We start from the raw sequence: 22,697 nt of genomic DNA, 5'->3' as shown, positions 1-22,697 counted from the left end.
CTTGGGGGAGGCACATTGCCGCGCATCAGGACGCGCCGCGCGCCACGGCGCCAGGAGCCGGACCGGGCGGATCCGCTCGATCCGCTCGATCCGGCCCAGGAGGACCGGGTGCGGGCGGTGCTCGCGCTCGGCGGGGTACCCCACGCCGACCTGCCGGACGGGGTGCAGCAGGTCAGGCTGAAGCTCCTGGAGCGGGCCGCGGACGGGCGCGAGGCGCCGCGTGACGTCTCCGCGTGGGCGGCCGTCGTCGCCTCCAACCTCGCCATGGACTGGCATCGGGCCCGGCGCAGGCAGGAGCGGCTCGGGGAGCGGCTCGCCGTGCTGTGGCGGGAGAGCACGGACGAGGACGGCGCGGAGTCACGGGCCCTGTCGATGGCCGTCGCGCAGGGTCTCGGGGAGCTGCCGGACGCCCAGCGGCAGGTCGTCGTGCTGCGCTTCTACGCCGATCTGCCGGTGCGGGCGATCGCGGCGGAGCTGGGTATCCCGGAGGGCACGGTCAAGAGCAGGCTGCACACGGCGGTACGGCTCCTGCGGGCGCGGCTGCACGAGGGGGAGGTGGTGTGACGGTGCCCGGCAAGGACGACGTCGACGCGCTGATGGCGGCGATCACCGCCGAACCGGTGTCCGAGGAGGCGCTGCGCGACCCCGCCTTCGCCGCCGAGCACGCGGCGGCCGTGGCGGACGTCGCACTCCTGCGGGAGCGGCTCGGGGCGATCGGCGGGGCGCTGGCGGGCGCCCCCGAGGCGCCGCCGGAGCGGGTCGTCCCGCTCAGGGCCCCGCGGACGGCCCGGCGGCGGTTCACCGTCGCGCTCGGCGCGGTCGCCGCGGCCGTGGCCGCCGTCACCGTGATCGGCGGGCTCGGCCGGCTCGCGGTGGACGCCGGTACGGGGCCGGCGACGCGGACGCTGCCGACTCGAAGGCAGTGGCGCCCCAGGAGCGGGGCGCCGGCTCCGGGCACGCCGAGGCCGACCTCACCGCCGAGGGCTTCGTCGCGTGCTCGCGGCTCATCGTGGAGGGCACGGTCACGGCGGTCGACGCGGTGCCGGGCGCCGCGCGGGACCGGATCACGCTGAAGGTGACGCGGTACATCAAGCCCGCGTCCGGCGACCGGACGGTCACGTTCCCGATGAGCCGTGACAATGACGTGGCCCCGCGCCTGGAGAAGGGCGACCGCGCCCTGATCACCATCCCGAAGGGCGCGGCGGAACCGGACAACTGGTCCACCGGCAAGGACGGTGACGAGCTGCGCCGCATGATCCTCAAGGCCTTGCCGGGCTCGGCGGGCATCCGGTGCCGGGAATGAGAAACGCCGGGTGGGCTCGGACGAGCCCACCCGGCGCTTCAGGTCAGTCGGTCACCGTTACGGCGTGACCTTCTCGGTCACGGCGTGACTCATTCGGTTACGGCGTGACCTTTTCGATCTTCACGCTGCCGTTGCCGGCCACCGTGCCGCCCGCGTTCAGCAGGGACACCTCGCCGAACAGCTCACGGCCCTCGGCGGCCGGGGCCTTCGCCTCGACCGCCGCCTCGACCCGCGCCGAGGCGCCGTTGCCGAGCTTCACCGTCTTCGACTCGTCGACCGTGACCTTGCCGAGCGCGTCCGAGAAGAACACGTCCCGGTAGTCGTAGGCGGTCGAGCCGGTCGGCACCGAGTAGCCCACGACCTCGATCGTGTACGTACCGGCGGCCGGCTTCGTCAGGCTCACGGACTCCTCCGAGTCGCCCTCCGCGGACGAGCCGACGACCTTGCCGTCCTTCTTGACGGCCAGGTCCAGGTCGGCGGCGACATCGGCCGGCGAGCCGATGACGACGTCGAGCCGCTCCGCGCCCGCGGGCACGTCCACCGTGGTGGTCTGCGTGGCACCCTGGCCGATGGTGGGCCGCGCCGACTTGGACGAGCCGAGCGAGCCGCCCTTCAGCTTGCCCTCGACCGCGGCGAAGTTGTTCGTGGCCTTCCAGGCGACGGGCGCCGGGGTGCCGACCTTGGCCTCGGGGATCGTCTGCACGGCCGGGTCGAAATCGACGCCGAGGGCGGAGACCTTCAGCTCGTACGGGTTGTCGAGCAGCGGCGACGTGCGCCGCGACTCGACCTCGATCTCCCAGACGCCGGGCTGCGGCTCCGCGTACGCACGCAGGTCCGGGCGGCAGGTGTTGGCCGGGTTCTCGTAGTTCGGGTAGCAGGCGAGCGACGACGTGGAGTCGAGCGGGACACCGTAGGGGTGCACCGCGATGAACCGCGTCTGGCTCTTGCCCTTCAGACCGCCGAGGGCGACCTCCAGGGACTTGGTGCCCTTGGGGACGGTGACGAAGTACGACGTGGTGCTGTTGCGCTGCACCGAGCCCTTCGCGGTGTGCGTGTACGACGGCTTGGCGAGCGGCGCCGAGACGACGACGGTCGACATGATCTGCCGGTCGACGCCCTCGGTGCGCTCGTCGTCGACGGTGAGGATCGCGCTGTGCAGACCGGCGGACCCGGCCTTCGCCTGGACCTTGACGGTGACCGGCTTGTTCAGCGGCAGCGTCACTTCGCCGTCGCTGCCGCCGCCGAGCAGGCGGAAGGTCTTGTCGTGGTTGTTGACCAGGTCCAGCTCGTGGCGGACGCCGCGGTCCGGGCCCGAGGTGCGGGTGATCGTGACGTCGTACGTCCGCTTCTGGCCGGCCTTGAGGCCGCCCTCACGGTCGTAGATACCGGTGCCGGGCTTCTTCAGCTCCTGCTCCAGGGCGGTGTCGACCGGGGCCTGCACCGTGTACGTGTGCGCCTTCGCGCCGTCCTCGATGGCCTTCCAGGCGTCGACCACGTTGATCAGCCCGGTGCCCTGCGCGTACGCCTGCTCGCCGCGGATGCGGTCCGCGGTCGAGGTGAGCGCGGTGCGCAGCTTCGCCGGGGTCAGGTCGACCTTCTCGCGCTCGGCGGCGGAGAGCAGCAGCGCGGAGGCGCCCGCGGCCTGCGGGGAGGCCATCGAGGTGCCCTGGAGCATCGAGTAGCCGGCGGGCAGCTGGTAGCCGGCCTCGGCGACCGCGGAGCCCGGCAGCCAGGTCTGCGTGGTGTTGATGGAGGCGCCCGGCGCGGAGATGACCGGCGCGAAGCCGCCGTCCTCGCGCGGGCCGCGCGAGGAGAAGTTCATCATCGCGTACTTCTTCTCCACGGCGGAGCCGTAGTTGGCGGCCCAGGTCTCCTTGGAGATCGAGGCGCCGACGGAGATGACCTTGTCGGCGAGGCTGGGGTCGCCGATGGTGTTCGCGCCGGGGCCGGAGTTGCCCGCGGAGATCACCAGCTGCACGCCGTAGGTGTCGATGAGGCGCGTGTACAGCTCGGCGCGCGCGTTGTTGCCGTCGTTGAGGGCGGGCAGGCCGCCGATCGACATGTTGACGATGTCGACGCCGCGCTTGGTGACGAGGTCGATCATGCCCTCGGTGAGCGCGACGTTGGTGCAGCCGCCGGTCCAGGTGCAGGCGCGCGAGGAGACCAGCTTGGCGCCGGGGGCGGCGCCGTCCATCTTGCCGCCGAACAGGCCGTTGGCCGCGGTGATGCCCGCGACGTGCGTGCCGTGCTCGGACTCGATGACGCCGATGTTGACGAAGTCGGCCTTCTTGCCGACCCAGTCGCCGCCGTACGGGTCGGTGGGGACGTCCTTGCGGATCTCGACGACGAACGGCACGCGCTCGACGACGTCGGTGTCCGGGTTGTCCTTGCCGAAGTAGGCGACCTGGTGGTCGTCCTTGTACGGCTTCATCGCCTCGTCGTCGGTGAAGTCGTTGTTGTCGTTCAGGTCGACGCGCACGGTGCCGGCCGCCGCGTCGTACAGGACGCCCCAGCTGTCGGTGGTGTCGCCGTCGCGGTTGATGTCGCCCTTGGCGTCGCCGCCCGTGGTGGCCGACTCGCGGAAGCGGTTCACCTGGAACGAGCCCGCGGGCGCCTTCCAGGTCTTGCCGTCCCAGGTGAAGGTGGGCCCGCTGACCGCGTCGGTCATGCGGCGCCAGGTGCCGTCGGCGTCCACGATCGGGTCGGTCGCCGTCACCCAGTCGGTGATCTTGCGCTCGCCGGTGGTGGTCTTCCTCAGCGCCGGGTGGCCGAGGTCGACGCCGGAGTCCAGGATGCCGATGGTGACGCCCCGGCCGTCCGCCTTCGGGTGCTTCTTCACGAAGTCGACGGCGCCCGTCTCGGCGGACGGGTTGTACGGGTTCTTCGCCGGGGTGTTCTTGCCCGGCCCCGGGTACGTGCCCCGCGTGGCGGTCTTCGCACCCTTGGCACGGTCGGCGGCGGGCGTGGGGTCGTCCAGCTCGATCTCGTGACGCAGGTCGATGGCCTGCACGGACGACAGCTTCGCGGCGGACTTGATCGCGGCGTCGGCCTTGCCGGTCGGCACGGTGGCGCGGACGTAGCCGAGCTTGTCGTAGGTGCGGCCGACCGAGCCGCCCTTGACGGCATCGAGTTGGTCGGCGACGCGCTCGGTGGCGCCGGGCGCGGTGGCGACCATCATTGTGACGGTCTTCTCGCCGTCCGCCTTGGCCTCGGCGAGCAGGTCGGCGTCGGCCGGGCCGAGCTTGCCCGCGGCCGACTTGGGCTCGGGCACGGGCGTGTCGTCCGCCGCGAAGGCCATGGGGGCGGCGCCGGTCGCGCAGAGCGCGGCCGTGAGGCCGATGGCTATCGCGAGGCGGGGCGCGCGTCCTGAGACCGGGGGTCTCGCGCTGGAACTGGATCTGGGCATCGGCATCCCTGTACGTGAAGGTCGGGAGGAGGGTCCATACGGCCATACGGCCCGGTGTCCGCGAAGGTCCGGAATCCGGGGCCGGATGACCGCTCAGCCTTACGTAAGTGACAGCTGTTTGGGGAGAGTTGTCCGAGCCGTGATCGGGACGTGACGTAATTCCGCCATACGCCATGGCGGACAAGGCGGTTTATAGCGGGACTTGGGGCTACTGCTATCGGCCGTCGACAGGCCTCGACATGGGCCGCCGTCGCTACCGCGCGTCGCGCGAGCGGGCGTAATGCCGCGAGGCCTTCGCGCGGTTGCCGCAGGCCGCCATGGAGCACCAGCGGCGGGTGCCGTTGCGCGAGGTGTCGAAGAAGTGCAGGACGCACGCCTCGTGGGCGCAGCCGCGGATCCGGTCCGGCGCGGTGACCAGGAGGTTCAGATAGTCGCGGGCGGCGAGCCAGGCCGCCCCCCACGTCACGTCGGCGAACTCGGGTACCTCGCCCGGCCCCTCGGCGGACAGCGTCGCGCGGATGCGGCCGTGCCCGAGGATCCGGTCGACGCGGGCGGCGGCGGCCGGGTCACCGGGGGAGTCCACGGCGGAGGCGAGCGCGTCGCGGGCGCGCAGCACGTGCTCCAGGGTCGGGCCGTCGGCGGGGAAGCGCTCGGCGAGGCCGTTCGCCGCGAGCCAGACGGCGAGCCCTTCGGCGTCGGACAGCAGATCCTGGCGTGCGCCGTCGTGCACCCAGCGGGTGTTGAGCAGGTCCAGGGAGAGCGGCTCGCCGGTGAGCGGGCGGGGGTCGTGCGGGGCGGCGGGCATGGGGTGCTCCCTTCGACGCTAACCCCTCAAGGTTACGTGACCGGTTGACGCTCACACTCCCTAACCCCTAACGTACCTTTCAGTGGTTAGCCCGCCCTGCTCGGGGTGGCGCCGCGACACGTCAACGACCAGGGGAGAGTCATGACCGCGAACACCACCTCCACGGCTCCGCGCACCGGCCGCATCGGGCATATCGGCCTGAACGTCACGGACCTCGAACGCTCCCTCGCCTTCTACCGCGACGTCCTCGGCTACGGGGTCATCGGCGAGGGCAAGGAGGAAGGCCGCCGCTTCGCCTTCCTCGGGGAGGGCGCCCGCCCGGTCCTGACGCTCTGGCAGCAGGCCGACGCCGCGTACTCCGGCGGCCACGCGGGCCTGCACCACCTCGCGATCGAGGTCGACTCGATCGAACGCGTCAAGCAGTACGAGAGCGCGCTGCGGTCCTACGGCGTGAAGTTCGCCTACGAGGGCGTCGTCCCGCACGGCGAGGGCGCCGCGTCCGGCGGCATCTTCTTCCACGACCCGGACGGAACGCGCCTGGAGATCTATGCCCCCTCCGGAACACAAGATGAGCCGGCCCCGGTGCAGTCGGCCCCGACCTGCGGCTTCTTCTAACCGCAGCCGACCTTCGGGGGCGCCCCCGAAGGGGCGCGGGGAACTGCGCGAGCAACCACAACCCACCCGCACGCGACGTTCGAGGGGCGCCCCCGAAGGAGCGCGGGGAACTGCGCGCTCAGCCCCAACCCACCCGCACGCGACGTTCGAGGGGCGCCCCCGAAGGGGCGCGGGGAACTGCGCGCTCAGCCCCAACCCACCCGCAGCCGAGACCACACCACCCCGGATCGGAGCGCCCCATGGCCCCGCACGCCGCCGCCCCCACCCCCTACCACCCCGGCTCCCGCGCCGTCCAAGACAAGGCCGGCGTCCGCGAACTCGCCGACCACGTGGGCCGCTCCATAAGCCAAGGCATCCGCCCCGTCGCCGCCGCCTTCCTGGAGATCCAGCCCCAGCTGGTGATCGCCGCGGCCGACTCAGCCCGCGCCGCCGACTCAACCCGCGCCGCCGACTCAGCCCGCGCCGCCGACCCGACCCGCGGCGCCGTCTGGGCCTCCCTGCTGACCGGCACCCCCGGCTTCGTACGCGCCACAGGCCCCCGCCAGATCTCCATCACCGCCACCCCACACGCCACCGACCCCCTTGCCGCCGCCCTCACCCGCGAGACCACCCCCGTCGGCACCCTCGCCCTCGACCCCCGCACCCGGCGCCGCATGCGGCTGAACGGCAGGTCGCGGCCCGCACCCCGCGGCCTCGCGATCGAGGCCGACCAGGTCTTCGCCAACTGCCCGAAGTACCTGCAAAAGCGCACCCTCCACGAAGAGCGCACCCCGCAAGGCGGCCGCGGGCCACAAGGCGGCCCCGGCGCGCCCCGCCACACCACCCGCCTCACCGACGCGCAGCGCGCGTCCGTCGCCGCGAGCGACACCTTCTTCCTCGCCACCGCCCACGCGCACGGCGCCGACGCCGGACACCGCGGCGGCAACCCCGGCTTCGTCCGCGTCACTTCCGCGACCACCCTGGAGTGGGACGACTACCCCGGCAACGCCATGTTCCTGTCCCTCGGAAACCTCCACGACGACCCACGCGCCGGCCTCCTCTTCCTCGACTGGCGGACCGGCACCACCCTCCAGCTCACCGGCACCGCCCGCACCGACCACGCCGACGACGGCTCCCGCACCGTTCGCTTCACCCTCACCGAGACGGTCGAGACCCCCTCCGCGAGCCCCTGGCGCTGGTCCGACCCCGAGTACTCTCCTGCCAATCCGGCCCTGGGCGACTAGCGTCGGTCTGTGCACAAGGAACTCAGGGTGGCGGCCTACGCCGTATGCGTACGCGACGGACAGGTCCTGCTCGCCCGCTGGGTGGCGGGCGACGGCAGCAAACGCTGGACGCTGCCCGGCGGCGGCATGGACCACGGCGAGGACCCCTACGACACCGTGATCCGCGAGGCCGACGAGGAGACCGGGTACGTCGTCGAACCGGTCACCCTCCTCGGCGTCGACTCCCTGCGCCGCCGCTACCCGCGCAGACTCGGCGCCGTCGCCGACTTCCACGGACTGCGCATCCTGTACGAGGGCCGGGTCACCGGCGGCGAACTGCGCCACGAGACCGACGGCTCCACCGACCTCGCGGCCTGGCACCCCCTGGAGTCCGTCGCGGACCTCGACCGCGTCGGGCTCGTCGACATCGGCCTCGAACTGTGGCGCGCCCGTCCCTCCGACGGACACCTCCGCCACACCACCGACCCGGGCCGGTGAGCCTCCGACGAGCCTTCTCTTCCCCCAAAGGTGAACATGGAGTGACCGCTTCCTCTCCGTCCGGGAAGAGGTGCGTGACCACGCAGGGCGCCCCGTGATCCACGTACGGTGATCGGCGCCGCTCGTTGCGGTCTCGTTCACACACAGGTCACCCCCGATGCCAACGATCCAGTACGAGCGGGAAGTTCACGGGCCGCACCTCGGCCCCGGCCCCCGCGACCACTGTCGACGCGTTCGCACCCGGGGAGACCGCGCATGCCGCGCATACGCTCTGTCGCCACCGCAGCCGCCACCTCACCCGCCACGTCACCCGCCACGGTCCGCCTCGACCGCCGCTCCGTCCTCGCCGCCGCCGGCGCGATCACCCTCTCCGCCGGGGTCGGCTACGCGCTGGGCCCCGGCGCCGGCTCCGGCAACGCCGCGCCCGCGGGCCACGCCACCGTGCCCCGCTCCCGGCCGGCGCCCGCCGCGCCCCTCATGCCCTACAGGAGCGGCACCACGCTGCTCGGCGTCGCCGCCCCGCGCGGCACCTCCGGCTACCGGCGCCTCGGCGACGGGCCCGCCTGGCGGCGCGTGGTGCGCGGTGACCTCGCGGCGGCGAAGCAGGGGCGGGAGGGGCGCAGGACCGCGCTCGCCGCGTTCGTGCAATTCACCGACCTGCACCTCGTCGACGTACAACATCCGTTGCGGTACGAGTACTTGCGGGCGCAGACGGCCAGCGCCTGGCGGCCCCACGAATCCCTCTCGGTGGCCGGCGCGGTCGCCCTCGTCGAGCGCGTCAACGCCCTGCGCGGCGCACCCGCCACCGGCGCGCCCCTGCACTGCGTCGTCACGACCGGCGACAACACCGACAACAACTCCCGCACCGAACTCGACTGGTTCCTCAAGGTGATGAGCGGCGGTCGCATCACCCCCAACACCGGCGACCCGCGCCGCTACGAAGGCGTGCAGGACAGCGGTCTCACGCTGTACTGGCACCCGGACGACGCCCTGCGCGACGCCGACAAGGCGCTCGGCTTCCCGCGTCTGCACGGCTTCCTCGACGCCGCCGTCCGCGAGGTCAACAGCCCCGGTCTCGGCCTGCCCTGGTACTCCACGGTCGGCAACCACGACGCGCTGCCCGGCGGCTGCTGGGCACCGAAGGACTCGTACTTCACCGAGTTCGCCGTCGGCGGCAAGAAGCTGATGTCCCTCGACGAGACGCGCGGCGCCGCCCTGTGGAAGGCCGTGAAGAAGGGCCGCGACCCCAAAGGCGCCCACTTCAAGGAGCTGCTCAAGAGCGAGGCGCGGCGCATGCGGTCCGTGACGCCGGACGAGTCACGGGCACCTTTCACCCCCGCCGAGTACGTCAAGGCGCACCTGGCCCCCGCCCACCAAGGCCCCGGGCCCGTCGGCCACGGCTACACCGAGGAGAACCTCGCCTCCGCCACCCAGTACTACTCCTTCCGTATCAGCGACGACGTGCTCGGCATCAGCCTGGACACCACCGACCCCGGCGGCCACTACGAGGGCTCGCTCGGCACCGCCCAGCTGCGCTGGCTGGAGCGTGAGCTGAGTGCCAACGAACAGCGGGACGGCGGGGCTTCGTACGTCGTCGTCTTCAGCCACCACACCAGCCGCACCATGCGCAACCTCCGCCACGACCCGGCACGCCCCGGCGAGGCGCGGCACGGCGGCGAGGAGATCCTCGCGCTGCTCGGCCGCCACCGTTCCGTCGTCGCCTGGGTCAACGGCCACAGCCACAAGAACGCGATCACCCCCCACCGCACCCCGCACGGCTCGTTCTGGGAGGTCTCCACCGCCTCCCACATCGACTTCCCGCAGCTCGCGCGGGTCGTGGAGCTCAGCGACAACCACGACGGCACGATCTCCCTCTTCACCACGCTCATCGAGTCCGCCGCCCCGCACCGCACGGATTTCGCCGACCTCTCCCAGACGGGCCTGGCCGCGCTCTACCGCGAGCTGTCCTTCAACGCCCCGGGCGCGAAGCCCGCGCTGGGCGGCGAGGCCGGGGACCGGAACACGGAACTGGTGCTGCGCAAAGGCTGAACCGGCGCACGCGTCACCTGGGCAGCACCACCACATACGCCGCCGGGTCGCGTTCCGTCGCCGCCATCAGCGCGGTCCGCAGGACGGTCGCCTGCTGCTCCGCCGTGTCCCGGAGCTTCTTCGGGGTGATGTGGACGACGGTGACGCCGAGCCGTTCCAAGTGCTCGCGCTTGCGGACGTACTCGGACCACAGCGCGTCGTCGTCCTGGCCGAGGCCCCGGTGTGGCGCACGGGTGTCGAGCTGCACGGCGACGGCGTGATCGGGCCAATAGGCGTCGACGCCGCCGAGGTGCGGGCCGCCGGGCAGCCGCAGGTCGACGTTCCACAGCGGGTCGGGCAGACCGTGCTCGGTCACCAGCCGGTACAGCCGGTCCTCCGCGATGGCCCGCCCCTCGGCGAGCAGCGCGTCCACGGCGTCCACGACGTGCGGCAGGGTCAGCAACCGGGCATTGGTCAACTCCCGCACCACGGCGGACGGTTCGCAGTGACCGCCGCGCACCGCCTCGCTGAGCAGCCGGCGCACCGCGCCCGCCTCGGTGAGCTGCGCCACCGCGTCGGCGAGCGCGCGCGGCACCGGAGCCACCGGAACCCCCGTGATCGGCTGGGGACTCGGCAGCCCGGCCCCGCGCACGAGCCGCACGAACCCGGTGGAACGCAGACGGCGGGTGCGGGGCACCAGGACGTCGATGCGGTCCAGGGAGAGCAGCGGGGGAGCGGACGAGAAGCGGTGCAGCGTGAGCGCCGCGAGACCCGTGATCATCGCGTCGCCGTACGGGCCGTACGGGGCGTGCGGCTCGCCCGCGGCGGGCTGGGCGGGCACGGCGCGGGCCTCGCGGGACGGCGGGCGCCCCGCGTAGAGCAGGGCGCCGTGCAGCCGCTCCTCGCTGGTCGGCGGGCCGGGGTGCAGCAGGCAGACGCCCGGCAGGAGCCGCTGCCAGGGGCCGCCGGGGCGGCAGTGCGCGTCCGCGGCCGCGGAGGAGACGCCGTGCTCGCGGAGCTGGGCGGCGCTCAGCACGCGCGGCTGGATCTCCGCGAGGCGCTGGAGGGGAAACGGGGAGACCGGGGTGTCGTGGTTCATGACCCGGTCGTTCCCGCCCCCGCTCCGCCCCCTAACCGCTGTTACACACTCGTCGACAAACCCGGACAAGCTCGCCCTAAAGCACGGGAGTTCGACTGCCGATGAGCCTCCGCCCCGCTGCTGGGCCCCCCGCCGCTAGGCCCCCGCTCCGGCGTCGCACGCCTGGGCCCGCAGGGAACGGGCCAGGTCGTCGCGGGCCTCAAGGACCAGGCGCCGCAGGGCCGGAGCGGCGCCCTCATGGGCGGCCAGCCACGCGTCGGCCGCGGTGAGCGCCCCGTCGCCCTGGAGATGCGGGAACAGCCCCCGCACCACGTCCATGCCGATCTGGATGGACCGCTGCGCCCACACCCGCTCGATCGCCTCGAAGTACATGGTGACGTAGGGCGCGGTCAGCTCCCGCTGCGACGGCTGGGCGAACCCGGCGATCGTCGCCTCGGCCAGCGCGTTGGACAGCGCGTCGGACTCCACCACGGAGGCCCACGCCTGCGCCTTCACCGCCGCCGAGGGACGCGCGGCCAGGCACCGCACATGGTGCCGCTTGCCGGAGGCCGTGTCGTCGCGGGCCAGCTCGGCCGCGAGGACGTCCTCGCCGGCGGCGCCGTGCGCGGCCAGTGGACCGAGCAGCGCCCAGCGCAGCTCCTGGTCGATCTCCAGGCCGTCGATCCTGGCCGTGCCGGCCAGCAGCCCCTCAAGGAGCTGGAGATCGGCCGCCGAGGTCGCCACCGCCGCGAAGAACCGCGCCCACGTCAGCTGGTGCTGGCTGCCCGGCTCCGCCAGGCGCAGCTCCCGCAGGGCACCCTCGGCGAGCACCCGGCCGCCCTCCTCGCGCCAGTCGGGCGCGGCGTACTGCGTCAGGGCGGTGTTGGCCCACGTGTGCAGCATCTGGAGCACGCCGATGTCGCTCTCGCGCCCCGCGAAGCCCAGCACGAGGCCGATGAAGTCCCGCGCGGGCATCAGCCCGTCCCGCGTGAGGTTCCACAGCGCGGACCAGCACAGGGCGCGGGCCAGCGGGTCGGTCAGGTCACCGAGGTGCTCCCGCAGCGTCGCGAGGGAGGTCTCGTCGAAGCGGATCTTGCAATACGTCAGGTCGTCGTCGTTGACCAGGATGAGCTCGGGGGCCGCCTCGCCGGCCAGCTCGGCCACCACCGTGCGCGGGCCGTCCACGTCGGCCTCCGCGCGGGCGTACCGCTCCAGGTCACCGGCGGGCGTCCTGCCGTACAGGCCCACCGCTACGCGGTGCGGGCGCAGCTCCGGGTGCGACTCGGCGGCTTCCTGGAGCACGGACAGCTCGGTGATCCGGCCGTCCGCGTTCAGGATGACCTGCGGGGTCAGGGAGTTGACACCCGCCGTCTGGAGCCAGGACCGCGACCAGGAGGACATGTCGCGGCCGGACGTCTCCTCCAGGACGGAGAGGAGGTCACCGAGGACGGTGTTGCCGTACGCGTGTCGCTTGAAGTAGCGGCGGGCGCCCTCCAGGAAGGCGTCTCGGCCCGCGTACGCGACGAGCTGCTTGAGGACCGAGGCGCCCTTGGCGTACGTGATCCCGTCGAAGTTGAGCTTGGCGTCCTCCAGGTCACGGATGTCGGCCGTGATGGGGTGCGTGGAGGGCAGCTGGTCGGCGCGGTAGGCCCACGACTTGCGGTTGTTGGCGAAGGTGATCCAGCCGTTGGTGAAGCGGGTCGCCTCGACCATCGAGAAGGAGCCCATGAAGTCCGCGAAGGACTCCTTGAGCCACAGGTCGTCCCACCACCGCATGGTGACCAGGTCGCCGAACCACATGTGGGCCATCTCGTGGAGGATCACGTTGGCCCGGCGCTCGTACGACGCCTGGGTCACCTTGCCGCGGAAGATGAACTCCTCGCGGAACGTCACCAGGCCCGGGTTCTCCATCGCGCCGAGGTTGTACTCCGGCACGAAGGCCTGGTCGTACTTCCCGAAGGGGTAGGGGTAGTCGAAGTGGTCGTGGAAGAAGTCCAGGCCCTGCTTGGTGACGAGGAAGATGTCGTCGGCGTCGAAGTGCGGGGCGAGACCCTTGCGGCACATCGCGCCGAGGGGGATCTCCAGGCGCGTGCCGTCGGACAGGACGCGCTCGTAGGAGTCCGTCACATAGTGGTAGGGGCCGGCCGCGATGGCCGTGATGTACGTCGAGATCGGCTTCGTCTCGGCGAACTGCCAAACGCCGTCCAGCAGTTCACCCACGCCGTTCGACCACACCGTCCAGCCCTCGGGGGCCCGCACCGCGAAGCGGTAGGGGGCCTTCAGATCGGGCTGTTCGAAGTTGGCGAAGACGCGGCGGGAGTCCGCCGGCTCGTACTGCGTGTAGAGGTAGACCTCGCCGTCCTCGGGGTCGACGAAGCGGTGCATGCCCTCACCGGTGCGGCTGTAGGCGCACTGGGCGTCCACCACCAGTTCGTTCTCCTCGGCGAGGTCCTCCAGCGTGATGCGGGTGCCGTCGAAGGCCTCGGCCGGGTCCAGGTCCTTGCCGTTGAGCGACAGGGCCGTGACGCTCGGCGCGATCAGGTCGGCGAAGCTCGCGGCGCCGGGCTCGGCACGGAAGCGGATGGTGGTCACCGAGCGGAACGTGCGCGGCTCCTGACCACCCTCGCCCACCGCCGAGCGCAGGTCCAGAAAGACCTCGTAGCCGTCGACGGACAGCAGCGCGGCCCTCTCGCGGGCCTCGTCGCGGGACAGATTCTCACCGGGCACGGGCGGCACTCCCTTGTGACTCGCATGACTCGTACGAACGGTTTTGATCCTCGCATGTGCCGTCGGCCGCCGACATCCGGGAATGCCCTGGCGGACCCCCGACGTTCCCCTCCCCAGGCGCCGAACACATCCCCTAGGGAGAGACATGTCCGAGAACACGAACGCCGCGAACGCGAACGCTGCGCACACGGCCAAGACCCCGGTCGACTTCTGGTTCGACCCGCTGTGCCCCTGGGCCTGGATGACGTCGCGCTGGATGCTTGAGGTGGAGAAGGTCCGCGACGTCGAGGTCCGCTGGCATGTCATGAGCCTCGCCGTCCTGAACGAGGACAAGCTCGACGAGCTCCCCGAGGAGTACCGCGAGATGCTCGCGACCAAGGCCTGGGGGCCGGTCCGCGTCGTCATCGCCGCTCAGCACAAGCACGGCCAGGAGATCACCGGCGAGCTCTACACCGCGCTCGGCACCCGCTTCCACAACCGCGGCGAGGGCCCCACCCGTGAGGCCGTCGTCGGCGCCCTGGAGGACGTCGGCCTGCCCGCCGACCTCGCGGACCACATGGACTCCGACGTGTACGACGCGGAGCTGCGCGCCTCCCACAAGGAGGGCATCGACAAGGTCGGCCAGGACGTCGGCACGCCGGTCATCGCCGTCCCCGGTGCCGACGGCGAGCAGATCGCCTTCTTCGGTCCCGTCGTCACCCCGGCCCCCAAGGGCGAGGCCGCGGCGAAGCTCTGGGACGGCACGCTGCTCGTCGCCGCGACGCCGGGCTTCTACGAGATCAAGCGGACGCGCACGCAGGGCCCGGTCTTCGACTGACCCGCGCCTCGGACAGCCCCGCCCTAACCGAAGATCTCCTCGGGAAGACGGAACCCCTGGCTCTGCACGTGGTACGGCTGCACCCACCGGCAGCCGGGGTTGGTGCAGCGCCAGAAGCCGCGGGCTCTCGCGAGCCCCACGCTCTCCGCGATGTGGGCCTCCTCGGCGGGAGTGACCTTGCGGAAGAGGTGTAGTTGTCGACAGGTCGGGCAGTGCTTCTCGTCCACCATGCAGGACACCGTGCACCGGAATGCCGGACACCGAAAGACCCCCGTGAGTCACGTCCTCACGGGGGTCTTTCCTCTATCCGCCTGCCTCGGCGAAGGTTGAGAAGACGATCACGAGGCAGGGCGTTTCACGGGGCGGCGCGCCTTACGGGGCCAGCAGCAGGCTGTTCACGCGCTGCTTGGCGGCCTCGTAACGCTTGGCCACGTCCTGCCAGTTGACGACCTGCCACATGGCCTCGATGAAGTCCACCTTCTGGTTCTTGTACTGCAGGTAGAAGGCGTGCTCCCAGGCGTCGAAGACCAGGATCGGCGTGGAGCCCTGGCCGACGTTGCCCTGGTGGTCGTAGACCTGCTCGACGATGAGGCGGCCGCTGAGCGGCTCGTAGGCGAGGACGCCCCAGCCCGAACCCTGCGTCGTCGCCGAGGCCTTGGTCAGCTGGGCCTTGAACTTGGCGAAGGAGCCGAAGGACTCGCTGATCGCGTCCGCCAGCTCACCGACCCCGTCGGCGGCCAGCGGCTCGCCGCCGCCACCGTCCTTGGGGCTGTTCATGTTGTGCCAGTAGATGCTGTGCAGGATGTGGCCGGAGAGGTGGAAGGCGAGGTTCTTCTCCAGGCCGTTGATGGCACCCCACGTCTCCTTGTCGCGCGCCTCCTCCAGCTGCTCAAGGGTGTCGTTCGCGCCCTTCACGTACGCCGCGTGGTGCTTGTCGTGGTGCAACTCGATGATCTGCGGGTTGATGACCGGTTCGAGCGCCGCGTAGTCGTACGGAAGTTCAGGAAGCGTGTAAATGGCCATGACCGAGCCCTCCGACTGCTGCTTCTCACTGCTTGATGCTGCTTATTGCAAGTTATGCGCAAGTGCAGGCTAACAGCAGGAGGCCCGCGGAGTTGATCAGCCCTTCGTCCTAGGACCGCCGGGGTACACGAAGGGGCCCGGGGTCGATGACGACCCCGGGCCCCTTCACGTACGGCGTGTCCTACTCGGCGGCCGGGACCGCCGCCCGCTTCTCCGCCATCCTCTGCCGCACGTACCCGAGCACCGCGAGGCACAGCGTCAGCGCGCCCGTGGCCAGCAGCTGCTTGCGCGTGTCCGGCTGCTCCGTCATCAGGTAGAAGATGTACGCCATCGCGGCCAGCGCGACCCAGGTCAGGAAGGGGTACGCCCACATCCGCACGACCAGCTTCTGCGGCTCCTCGCGTTCCGTCCTGCGGCGCAGGATCAGCTGCGAGACGGCGATGAAGACCCAGACGACGAGGATCATCGCGCCGATCATGTTGAGCAGCCACGGGAAGACGTCGTCGGGGCGCCAGTAGCTGAGCAGCACGCAGACGAAGCCGAAGACCGAGGAGGCGAGCACCGCGAGGCGCGGCACGCCGCTGTGGACCCGGCCGAGGGCCTTCGGGCCCTGGCCGCGCGCGATCAGGGAGTACGACATGCGCGAGGCGCCGTAGATGTTGGCGTTCATCGCGGAGAGCAGGGCGATCAGGACGATGACGTTCATGATCTGACCGGCGCCGGGGATGCCCAGGTGGTCGAGCGTGGCGACGTAGGGGCCCTTGGTGGCGACCGCCTTGTTGTCCCACGGCAGCAGCGTGACGACGACGAGCATGGAGCCGACGTAGAAGAGCGCGATGCGCCACATCGCCGTGCGCACGGCCTTGGCGACGCTGCGGACCGGGTTCTCGGACTCGGCGGCGGCGATCGTCACCGTCTCCAGGCCGCCGTACGCGAAGACGGAGGCGAGGAGGCCGATGATCAGGCCGTCCGTGCCGTTCGGCATGAAGCCGCCCTCGCCGGTGAGGTTCTCCAGGCCGGGGGCCGGGGTGTCCGAGCCGGGCAGGATGCCGAGGATCGCGAGGACGCCGATGCCGAGGAAGAGCGTGATGGCGCCGACCTTCAGCGCGGCGAACCAGAACTCGAACTCGCCGAAGTTCTTCACGGCCGTCAGGTTCGCGCCGCAGAACACCAGCATGAAGAGGGCGACCCAGGCCCACTGCGGGGTGTCGGGGAACCAGCCCGTCATGATGGTCGCGGCGCCGATGCCCTCCAGGCCGACGGCGACGCAGAGCAGGAACCAGAAGCCCCAGCCCGCGGTGAAGCCCGCCCAGGGGCCGATGGCCCGCTCGGCGTGGACGGAGAAGGAGCCGGAGGCCGGGTTCGCGGCCGACATCTCGCCCAGCATGCGCATCACGAGCATGACGAGGGCGCCGGATATCGCGTAGGCGAGGACGATCGAGGGCCCGGCCTTGGCGATGCCCGCTCCGGAGCCGACGAAGAGGCCGGCACCGATGACGCCGCCGAGGGCGATCATGGAGAGGTGCCGCTGCTTGAGGCCGTGGACGAGCGGGGAGTCGACCTTGGGTGCCGCATCAGATGCTGCCGGATCAGGCGCTGGTGCTGCGTCCTGCTGGGTGGACGTCCGTGACATGGGCGTGCCCTGTTCAGTAGCCGAGACGGGGGGACGAGCGGGCCCACAGTCTGAAGTCCTGTACCGCTGACAGGGAACAGTAGACCGCTATACGGACACGACGCTTACACGTGGTGAAGAAATGAACACGACTTGTTCACCGGGACTTCACCCCTGGCCGGGTCCGGCCCGCGCGCCGCTCGCGCCACTCCCGCAGACCGGCGACCGCGAGCACCAGACCCGTCGCCCCCGCGGACCACAGCAGCTGCGGCCGCGCCCCCTCGTCGCTCAGCATCAGGCCGAGCACGGCGGCCATCGCGGCCAGCGCCGCCCAGGTCAGATAAGGGAAGGCCCACATCCGCAGGACCAGGCGATCCGGTGCGTCCCGCTCGATGCGCCGGCGCAGCCGCAGCTGCGACACCGCGATCAGCGCCCATACGAACAGCAGTACCGCGCCGACCGCGTTGAGCATGTAGAGGAAGACCGAGTCCGGCCACTTCAGATTGAGGACGACCGATACGAAGCCGAAAGCGACCGACGCGAGGACCGCGCGGCGCGGCACCCCGCCCCCCGACACTTTCAGCAGGGCCTTCGGCGCCTCACCGCGCTCGGCCAGGGAGAAGACCATCCGGGAGGAGCCGTAGAGGTTGGCGTTGAGCGCCGAGAGCAGGGCCACGAACACCACGATGTTCATGATCGTCCCGGCGGACGGCACACCGATCGAGTCGAGGACCGTGACGTACGGGCTGGCGCCCGCCCGCTGCGCCGTCCAGGGCAGCACCGTCACGATGACCAGCATCGAGCCGACGTAGAAGAAGAGGATGCGGTAGACGGCGCTGCGCACCGCGCGGGTCACCGAGCGGACCGGGTCGTCGGACTCGGCGGCCGCGATCGTGACGACCTCCAGGCCGCCGAAGGCGAAGACGACGGCGAGGACACCGGAGACCACGCCCTCCCACCCATGGGGCAGGAAACCGCCGTCGCCGGTGAGGTGGGTGAGGCCCACCGGGTCCGTGGCGGGGAGCACCCCGAAGATCGCGAGCAGCCCGAGCACCAGGAACGCGACGATCGCGAGGACCTTCAGGGCCGCGAACCAGAACTCGAACTCGCCGAAGTTCTTCACCGCGGCGAGGTTGGCGCCCGTGAAGACCAGCATGAAGATCAGTACCCAGGCCCACTGCGGCACCGCGGGCGCCCAGCTGTTGGCGATCTGCGCGGCACCCGTCGCCTCCACGGCGAGCACGACCACCAGCAGGAACCAGTAGAGCCAGCCGACGCTGAACCCCGCCCAGCGGCCGAGCGCGCGCTCCGCGTGCACGGAGAAGGAGCCCGACGCGGGCATCGCCGCCGACATCTCGCCGAGCATCCGCATCACGCACATCGCGAGCGCGCCCGCGATCAGGTACGAGACGACGATGCCGGGCCCCGCGACGGCGATCCCCGCCCCCGAACCGACGAACAGGCCGGCCCCGATGACCCCGCCGAGCCCGAGCATCGTCAGATGCCGCTGCTTGAGCCCGCCGCCGGGCGGTTCCTTCTCGGCGCCGAAAGGCTCGGCGGCTCCGAGCGGCCCGTCCCCGGAGGGATCGGCCGTGGCCTGGGGGTCGTGCATGGTGCTCAGCGCTGCTCTCGGGGTGCTCGGGGGCCTCTGGGGGCCTCTAGGGGTCGGAAAACTTTTGGCGGGACTCCACAGTCTCCCCGGGCCACAGTGCTCCGCGCAAAACGGGTCACCCACCCCTCCACCTCCGTGACGAGCGTCACGCCGTACGGGGTGTACGCGGGCCTCTTTGTCCGGAGCCCACCAAGGCCCCGCCCCCGGGTTGTGACCCTGGGACCGTGTCGCGCGGCCCCCGCCTGGGATAGCGTCATCGCGTCCCAACCTGCCCTCGCCCTCGCGGAGTCCCGATGAGCATCGCCGCTGCCACCACCCGCCCCGGTCAGGTCCTCGCCGACCTGCTGCCCGCGTCCCGCGCCAAGGACGCGGTCCTCGTGCTCGGCGGCGCCGCGCTCACCGGCATCGCCGCCCAGATCGCGGTGCCCGTACCGGGCTCCCCGGTGCCGGTGACCGGCCAGACCTTCGCCGCGCTGCTCGTCGGCACCGCGCTCGGCGCCCGCCGCGGCTTCCTCTCCCTCGCGCTGTACGCCCTCGTCGGCATGGCCGGCATGCCGTGGTTCGCGCAGGCGGGCTCGGGCGTCGCGGCCCCCTCCCTCGGCTACGTGTTCGGCATGCTGCTCGCCGCCACGGTCGTGGGCGCCCTCGCCCGCCGCGGCGGCGACCGCTCCGTGCCGCGCACCGCGGGCACGATGGTCCTCGGCTCCGCGATCATCTACGCCGTCGGTGTCCCGTACCTCGCCGCCGCGACCGGCATGTCGCTGACCCAGGCCGTCGCCGCCGGGCTCACGCCCTTCCTGATCGGTGACGCCCTGAAGGCCGCGCTCGCGATGGGCGCGCTGCCCACGGCGTGGAAGCTGCTCGACCGCTAAGAGCCCGACCGCTCGACCGCTAAGAGCTCGACCGCTAAGAAAATTCGTCAGTGCTCGACCGTTGAGAGCGGGAGACGCCGTAGTTGCGCCTGAAGAGGTTCGCCGGGTCGTACGTGACCTTCAGCTCGGCGAGCCTCCTTCGCGTATCCGCGTCGTACAGCCTCTCGGGGCGGTCCGCGCCGCCGAACGCGAAGTTCAGCGAGCGCCCCAGCGCCTCGTCCGCCACGTGCTCGAACGCCCGCGCGTGCAGCTCCCGCGCGGCGGCGACATCGACGCCGTGCAACGGGGTGAGGAGCCGGACGAGCCAGCCCGCCTCGCGGAAAGGCACCGCGTTCGGGGCGGGCCGCGCGAGCGCGCCGCCCAGGTGGTTGATCTGCACGACGTGCATCGTGTCGGCATCCGGCCCGGCCAGCGCGAGCAGCTTCCCGGCGGCGGTGGCGTCGAGGTCGCTCAGGGCCACGCTGTCCCCGTAGTACGCGTGCGGGAACTCCGGGTCGCTGTGGATGGTGGGGCTCTCGGTGTACGGCATCTCCCGCAGCGTGTCCGACTCGACGGGCCCGAGCGTGCGCAACGGCGCCGCGAGACGCTGACCCTCGGCCGCCGGGCCCGTGAACGCGACGCGCACCGAGATGAGGTAACGGCCGCGCAGGTGCGGCGGTAGTGGCGGGACGTCCGGGTAGGCCACCGCCGCCAGCGACGAGGTCAGCTCCTCGGGCAGGGTCCGCGTCCACTCCTCGTAGCCGCGCAGCAGGGCGGCGGGATCCGTCGTGGCCCCGTCGAACGTGACCGCCCCGCCGTACAGCCGCGCCACCGGCACCAGACCGATCTCCAGCCGCGTCACCACGCCCAGGGTGGCGCCGCCGCCCAGCAGGCCCCAGAACAGCTCGGGATCGCTGTCGGCGGTGACATGGCGCGCGGTGGCGTCGGCGGTGACGACGTCGAGGGAGCGGACGTGGTCGGCCGCGTAGCCGAAGGCGCGGGCGAGGATCCCGAGGCCGCCGCCGAGCGTGTACGACACGGCGCCCACGCTCGGCGCCGAACCGTTCAGCGGGGCCAGTCCATGGGCCGCCGCCGCCTCGACGACCTGCCCCCAGCGGGCGCCGGCGCCGACGGTGGCGGTGCGCGCGGCGGCGTCGACGGCGACGGAGTCCATCCGCCGCGTACTGATCAGGACGCCGCCCTCCGAGGCCCCCGGCAGCCCGTGACCGGTGGCCTGCACGCCCACAGGAAGCGCGTGCCCGGCGGCGTGGGCCACCGCGGCGATCACGTCGTCGGTGGTCTCGGCGCCGACGACGAGGGCGGGCCGGATCGTGAAGCCGGTCTGGAATCCGGCGATCTCCTCGTCGTATCCGGCGTCGCCGGGCCGGAAGACGAATCGCTGTGCGGGAAAGTCCACGGGGTGCCTCCGTTGTGCCGCGTACGCCTGTGCCGCGTACGCCCAAGCCGACGTACGCCTCAGTCGCGTACATCTGTCTGACAACGGAGAGGGTCCCGCGGAAAGCTGACAACCTCCGTCAGCTTTTCGCGGGACCCGGCCAGGAACGTGCGGCTCAGACCTGCTCGCGCGGGCGGAGCTTCTCGCGGACCAGCGAGAACACGACCACGAACGCGGCCGCCAGGAGCGAGAGCAGCACCTGCTTGCGCCCGGTCTCGTCGGTCAGCATGTAGACGAGGACGAACGAGATCATCGCGATGGTGACCCACGTCAGATACGGGAAGAGCCACATCTTCACGACGAGCTTCTCCGGCTCCTCGCGCAGGATGATGCCGCGCATCCGCAGCTGCGTGAAGCTGATGATCAGCCACACGAAGAGGGCCACCGCGCCCGAGGAGTTCAGCAGGAAGTCGAAGACGGTGTCCTTCCACTGGTAGTTGAACCAGACGGCGACGAAACCGAAGACGACGGAGCCGAGGATCGCGGCCACCGGCACGCCCCGCTTGTTGGTCTGCGCGAAGGCCTTGGGCGCGTCGCCGCGCTGGCCGAGCGAGAAGGCCATGCGGGAGGCGGTGTACAGGCCGGAGTTGAGGCAGGACAGCACGGCGGTGAGCACGATGACGTTCATGACCTGACCGGCGTGCGGGATGCCGATCGAGTTGAGCGCGGCGACGTAGCTGCCGTCCTTGGTGATCGACTTGTCGTTCCACGGCAGGAGCGTGATCACGACGAAGATCGAGCCCAGGTAGAAGACGCCGATGCGCCAGATGACGCTGTTGGTCGCCTTGGTGACCGCGCGCTGCGGGTCCTCGGACTCACCGGCGGCCAGCGTGACGATCTCGCTGCCCATGAAGGAGAAGACGACCATCAGCACGCCGGTGAGGATGGCCCCCGCGCCCTTGGGCATGAAGCCGCCCGCGTCGGTGAGGTGCGCGAATCCGGCGCCCGGGTTGTCCGAGCCGGGGAGCACACCGAAGACGGCGAGCAGACCGATGAGGACGAAGGCGCCGATCGCGACGACCTTGATGCCCGCGAACCAGAACTCGAACTCACCGTACGAGCCGACCGAGACGAGATTCGTCGCGGTGAGCACCACCATCACGATGAGCGCCCAGCCCCACTGCGGGACGTCGGGTATCCAGCCGTTGAGGATCACGGCGCCGGCGGTGGCCTCCACCGCGAGCACCACGACCCAGAAGAACCAGTACAGCCAGCCGATGGAGAACCCGGCCCAGCGGCCGAGTGCCTGGTCGGCGTAGGTGGAGAAGGAGCCGGAGGTCGGCCGGGCGGCGGCCATCTCGCCCAGCATCCGCATCACGAGGACGACCATGGTGCCGACGAGGGCGTACGAGATGAGGATGGCGGGCCCGGCGGCGGCGATCCCGGAAGCGGAACCGACGAAGAGACCGGCGCCGATCACACCGCCGATCGCGATCATGGAGAGATGGCGGTTCTTGAGACCCGCTTTCAGGCCGTCGCCGGTGTTGCCGGTGTCGCCGGTGTCACCACTGCCGCCAGACCGCGGATCCCCAGGGGATGGGGGGTTGCGGTCTGCCTTCGCAAGGGAGGGTTGCGAGGTCATGGACGAATCCTTAAGTTCTCGGGTCACGAGCCCCCGCATTCAAACTCAGGAGCGATCGGGACGGAAGTCCTGAATCCGGATC

The 22,697-nt window shown here is 71.4% G+C and carries 19 protein-coding genes; 9 read left to right on the top strand and 10 right to left on the bottom strand.

Translation table 11 applies throughout. The features are described 5' to 3' along the window. Window positions 1-15 precede the first annotated feature (15 nt). The 3 genes from ACOBQB_RS22515 to ACOBQB_RS22505 are packed head-to-tail and all read left to right on the top strand — an operon-like array spanning window position 16 to window position 1,303. Window positions 16-564, top strand: coding sequence for an RNA polymerase sigma factor (locus tag ACOBQB_RS22515; protein WP_423593943.1), 549 nt, complete (start codon window positions 16-18; stop codon window positions 562-564). Continuing rightward, window positions 561-1,073 (top strand): hypothetical protein, encoded by a 513-nt coding sequence (locus ACOBQB_RS22510; protein ID WP_423593942.1) that lies wholly within the window; start codon window positions 561-563, stop codon window positions 1,071-1,073. Before ACOBQB_RS22515 ends, ACOBQB_RS22510 begins: the two co-directional genes overlap by 4 nt. A gap of 2 nt (window positions 1,074-1,075) precedes the next feature. Further along, complete coding sequence (locus ACOBQB_RS22505; RefSeq protein ID WP_423593941.1) at window positions 1,076-1,303, top strand: hypothetical protein; 228 nt, start codon at window positions 1,076-1,078, stop codon at window positions 1,301-1,303. Between the two features lie 97 nt (window positions 1,304-1,400). Here ACOBQB_RS22505 and ACOBQB_RS22500 read toward each other — a convergent pair whose 3' ends face one another. After that, a complete protein-coding gene (locus tag ACOBQB_RS22500) occupies window positions 1,401-4,709 on the bottom strand; it encodes a S8 family serine peptidase (protein ID WP_423593940.1) in 3,309 nt (1,102 codons plus the stop codon). 253 nt (window positions 4,710-4,962) lie between these two features. Next, window positions 4,963-5,514 carry a CGNR zinc finger domain-containing protein gene (locus ACOBQB_RS22495; RefSeq protein WP_423593939.1) on the bottom strand — a complete coding sequence of 184 codons (552 nt, stop codon included), beginning with the start codon at window positions 5,512-5,514 and terminating at the stop codon, window positions 4,963-4,965. Window positions 5,515-5,655: 141 nt separating this feature from the next. Between ACOBQB_RS22495 and ACOBQB_RS22490 the strand changes: the two genes are divergently transcribed. The 4 genes from ACOBQB_RS22490 (at window position 5,656) to ACOBQB_RS22475 (ending at window position 9,878) form a co-directional block, all read left to right on the top strand. Beyond that, window positions 5,656-6,129 (top strand): VOC family protein, encoded by a 474-nt coding sequence (locus tag ACOBQB_RS22490; RefSeq protein WP_423593938.1) that lies wholly within the window; start codon window positions 5,656-5,658, stop codon window positions 6,127-6,129. Between the two features lie 239 nt (window positions 6,130-6,368). Then, on the top strand, window positions 6,369-7,352 hold the full coding sequence (locus ACOBQB_RS22485) for a pyridoxamine 5'-phosphate oxidase family protein (RefSeq protein ID WP_423593937.1): 984 nt from the start codon (window positions 6,369-6,371) through the stop codon (window positions 7,350-7,352). Window positions 7,353-7,361: 9 nt separating this feature from the next. Then, window positions 7,362-7,829 (top strand): NUDIX hydrolase, encoded by a 468-nt coding sequence (locus tag ACOBQB_RS22480; RefSeq protein ID WP_423593936.1) that lies wholly within the window; start codon window positions 7,362-7,364, stop codon window positions 7,827-7,829. Between the two features lie 255 nt (window positions 7,830-8,084). Next, window positions 8,085-9,878: a TIGR03767 family metallophosphoesterase gene (locus tag ACOBQB_RS22475; RefSeq protein WP_423593935.1), complete on the top strand. Its 1,794-nt coding sequence runs from the start codon at window positions 8,085-8,087 to the stop codon at window positions 9,876-9,878. A gap of 13 nt (window positions 9,879-9,891) precedes the next feature. Here the strand turns inward: ACOBQB_RS22475 and ACOBQB_RS22470 are convergent, their stop codons facing one another. Next, window positions 9,892-10,956: a hypothetical protein gene (locus tag ACOBQB_RS22470; RefSeq protein ID WP_423593934.1), complete on the bottom strand. Its 1,065-nt coding sequence runs from the start codon at window positions 10,954-10,956 to the stop codon at window positions 9,892-9,894. A 135-nt stretch (window positions 10,957-11,091) separates the two neighbouring features. Beyond that, window positions 11,092-13,662, bottom strand: a complete 2,571-nt coding sequence (gene pepN, locus ACOBQB_RS22465; RefSeq protein WP_423593933.1) for an aminopeptidase N — start codon at window positions 13,660-13,662, stop codon at window positions 11,092-11,094. Window positions 13,663-13,807: 145 nt separating this feature from the next. Between pepN and ACOBQB_RS22460 the strand changes: the two genes are divergently transcribed. Next, complete coding sequence (locus ACOBQB_RS22460) at window positions 13,808-14,479, top strand: DsbA family protein (protein WP_423593932.1); 672 nt, start codon at window positions 13,808-13,810, stop codon at window positions 14,477-14,479. A gap of 23 nt (window positions 14,480-14,502) precedes the next feature. On the opposite strand, the gene ACOBQB_RS22455 is transcribed toward ACOBQB_RS22460, so the two are convergent. From ACOBQB_RS22455 to ACOBQB_RS22440, 4 genes are all read right to left on the bottom strand, one after another. Next, window positions 14,503-14,709 (bottom strand): hypothetical protein, encoded by a 207-nt coding sequence (locus ACOBQB_RS22455; protein ID WP_423593931.1) that lies wholly within the window; start codon window positions 14,707-14,709, stop codon window positions 14,503-14,505. A gap of 142 nt (window positions 14,710-14,851) precedes the next feature. Then, window positions 14,852-15,502 carry a superoxide dismutase gene (locus ACOBQB_RS22450; protein ID WP_423593930.1) on the bottom strand — a complete coding sequence of 217 codons (651 nt, stop codon included), beginning with the start codon at window positions 15,500-15,502 and terminating at the stop codon, window positions 14,852-14,854. 181 nt (window positions 15,503-15,683) lie between these two features. Next, window positions 15,684-17,135 carry an amino acid permease gene (locus ACOBQB_RS22445; RefSeq protein WP_423593929.1) on the bottom strand — a complete coding sequence of 484 codons (1,452 nt, stop codon included), beginning with the start codon at window positions 17,133-17,135 and terminating at the stop codon, window positions 15,684-15,686. Window positions 17,136-17,271: 136 nt separating this feature from the next. Beyond that, entirely contained in the window at window positions 17,272-18,726 is a 1,455-nt protein-coding gene (locus ACOBQB_RS22440) for an amino acid permease (protein ID WP_423593928.1), read from the bottom strand. A 293-nt stretch (window positions 18,727-19,019) separates the two neighbouring features. Between ACOBQB_RS22440 and ACOBQB_RS22435 the strand changes: the two genes are divergently transcribed. Then, a complete protein-coding gene (locus ACOBQB_RS22435) occupies window positions 19,020-19,598 on the top strand; it encodes a biotin transporter BioY (protein ID WP_423593927.1) in 579 nt (192 codons plus the stop codon). Window positions 19,599-19,632: 34 nt separating this feature from the next. Here the strand turns inward: ACOBQB_RS22435 and ACOBQB_RS22430 are convergent, their stop codons facing one another. Next, a complete protein-coding gene (locus ACOBQB_RS22430) occupies window positions 19,633-20,994 on the bottom strand; it encodes an FAD-binding oxidoreductase (RefSeq protein WP_423593926.1) in 1,362 nt (453 codons plus the stop codon). 154 nt (window positions 20,995-21,148) lie between these two features. Next, window positions 21,149-22,615, bottom strand: a complete 1,467-nt coding sequence (locus ACOBQB_RS22425; RefSeq protein WP_423593925.1) for an amino acid permease — start codon at window positions 22,613-22,615, stop codon at window positions 21,149-21,151. Window positions 22,616-22,697 lie beyond the last annotated feature (82 nt).

Source organism: Streptomyces sp. G5(2025), assembly GCF_049542075.1.
Taxonomy (GTDB): Bacteria; Actinomycetota; Actinomycetes; order Streptomycetales; family Streptomycetaceae; genus Streptomyces.
Note: the sequence above shows the minus strand (reverse complement) of the source record. Positions and strands in the feature narration are given on the sequence as shown.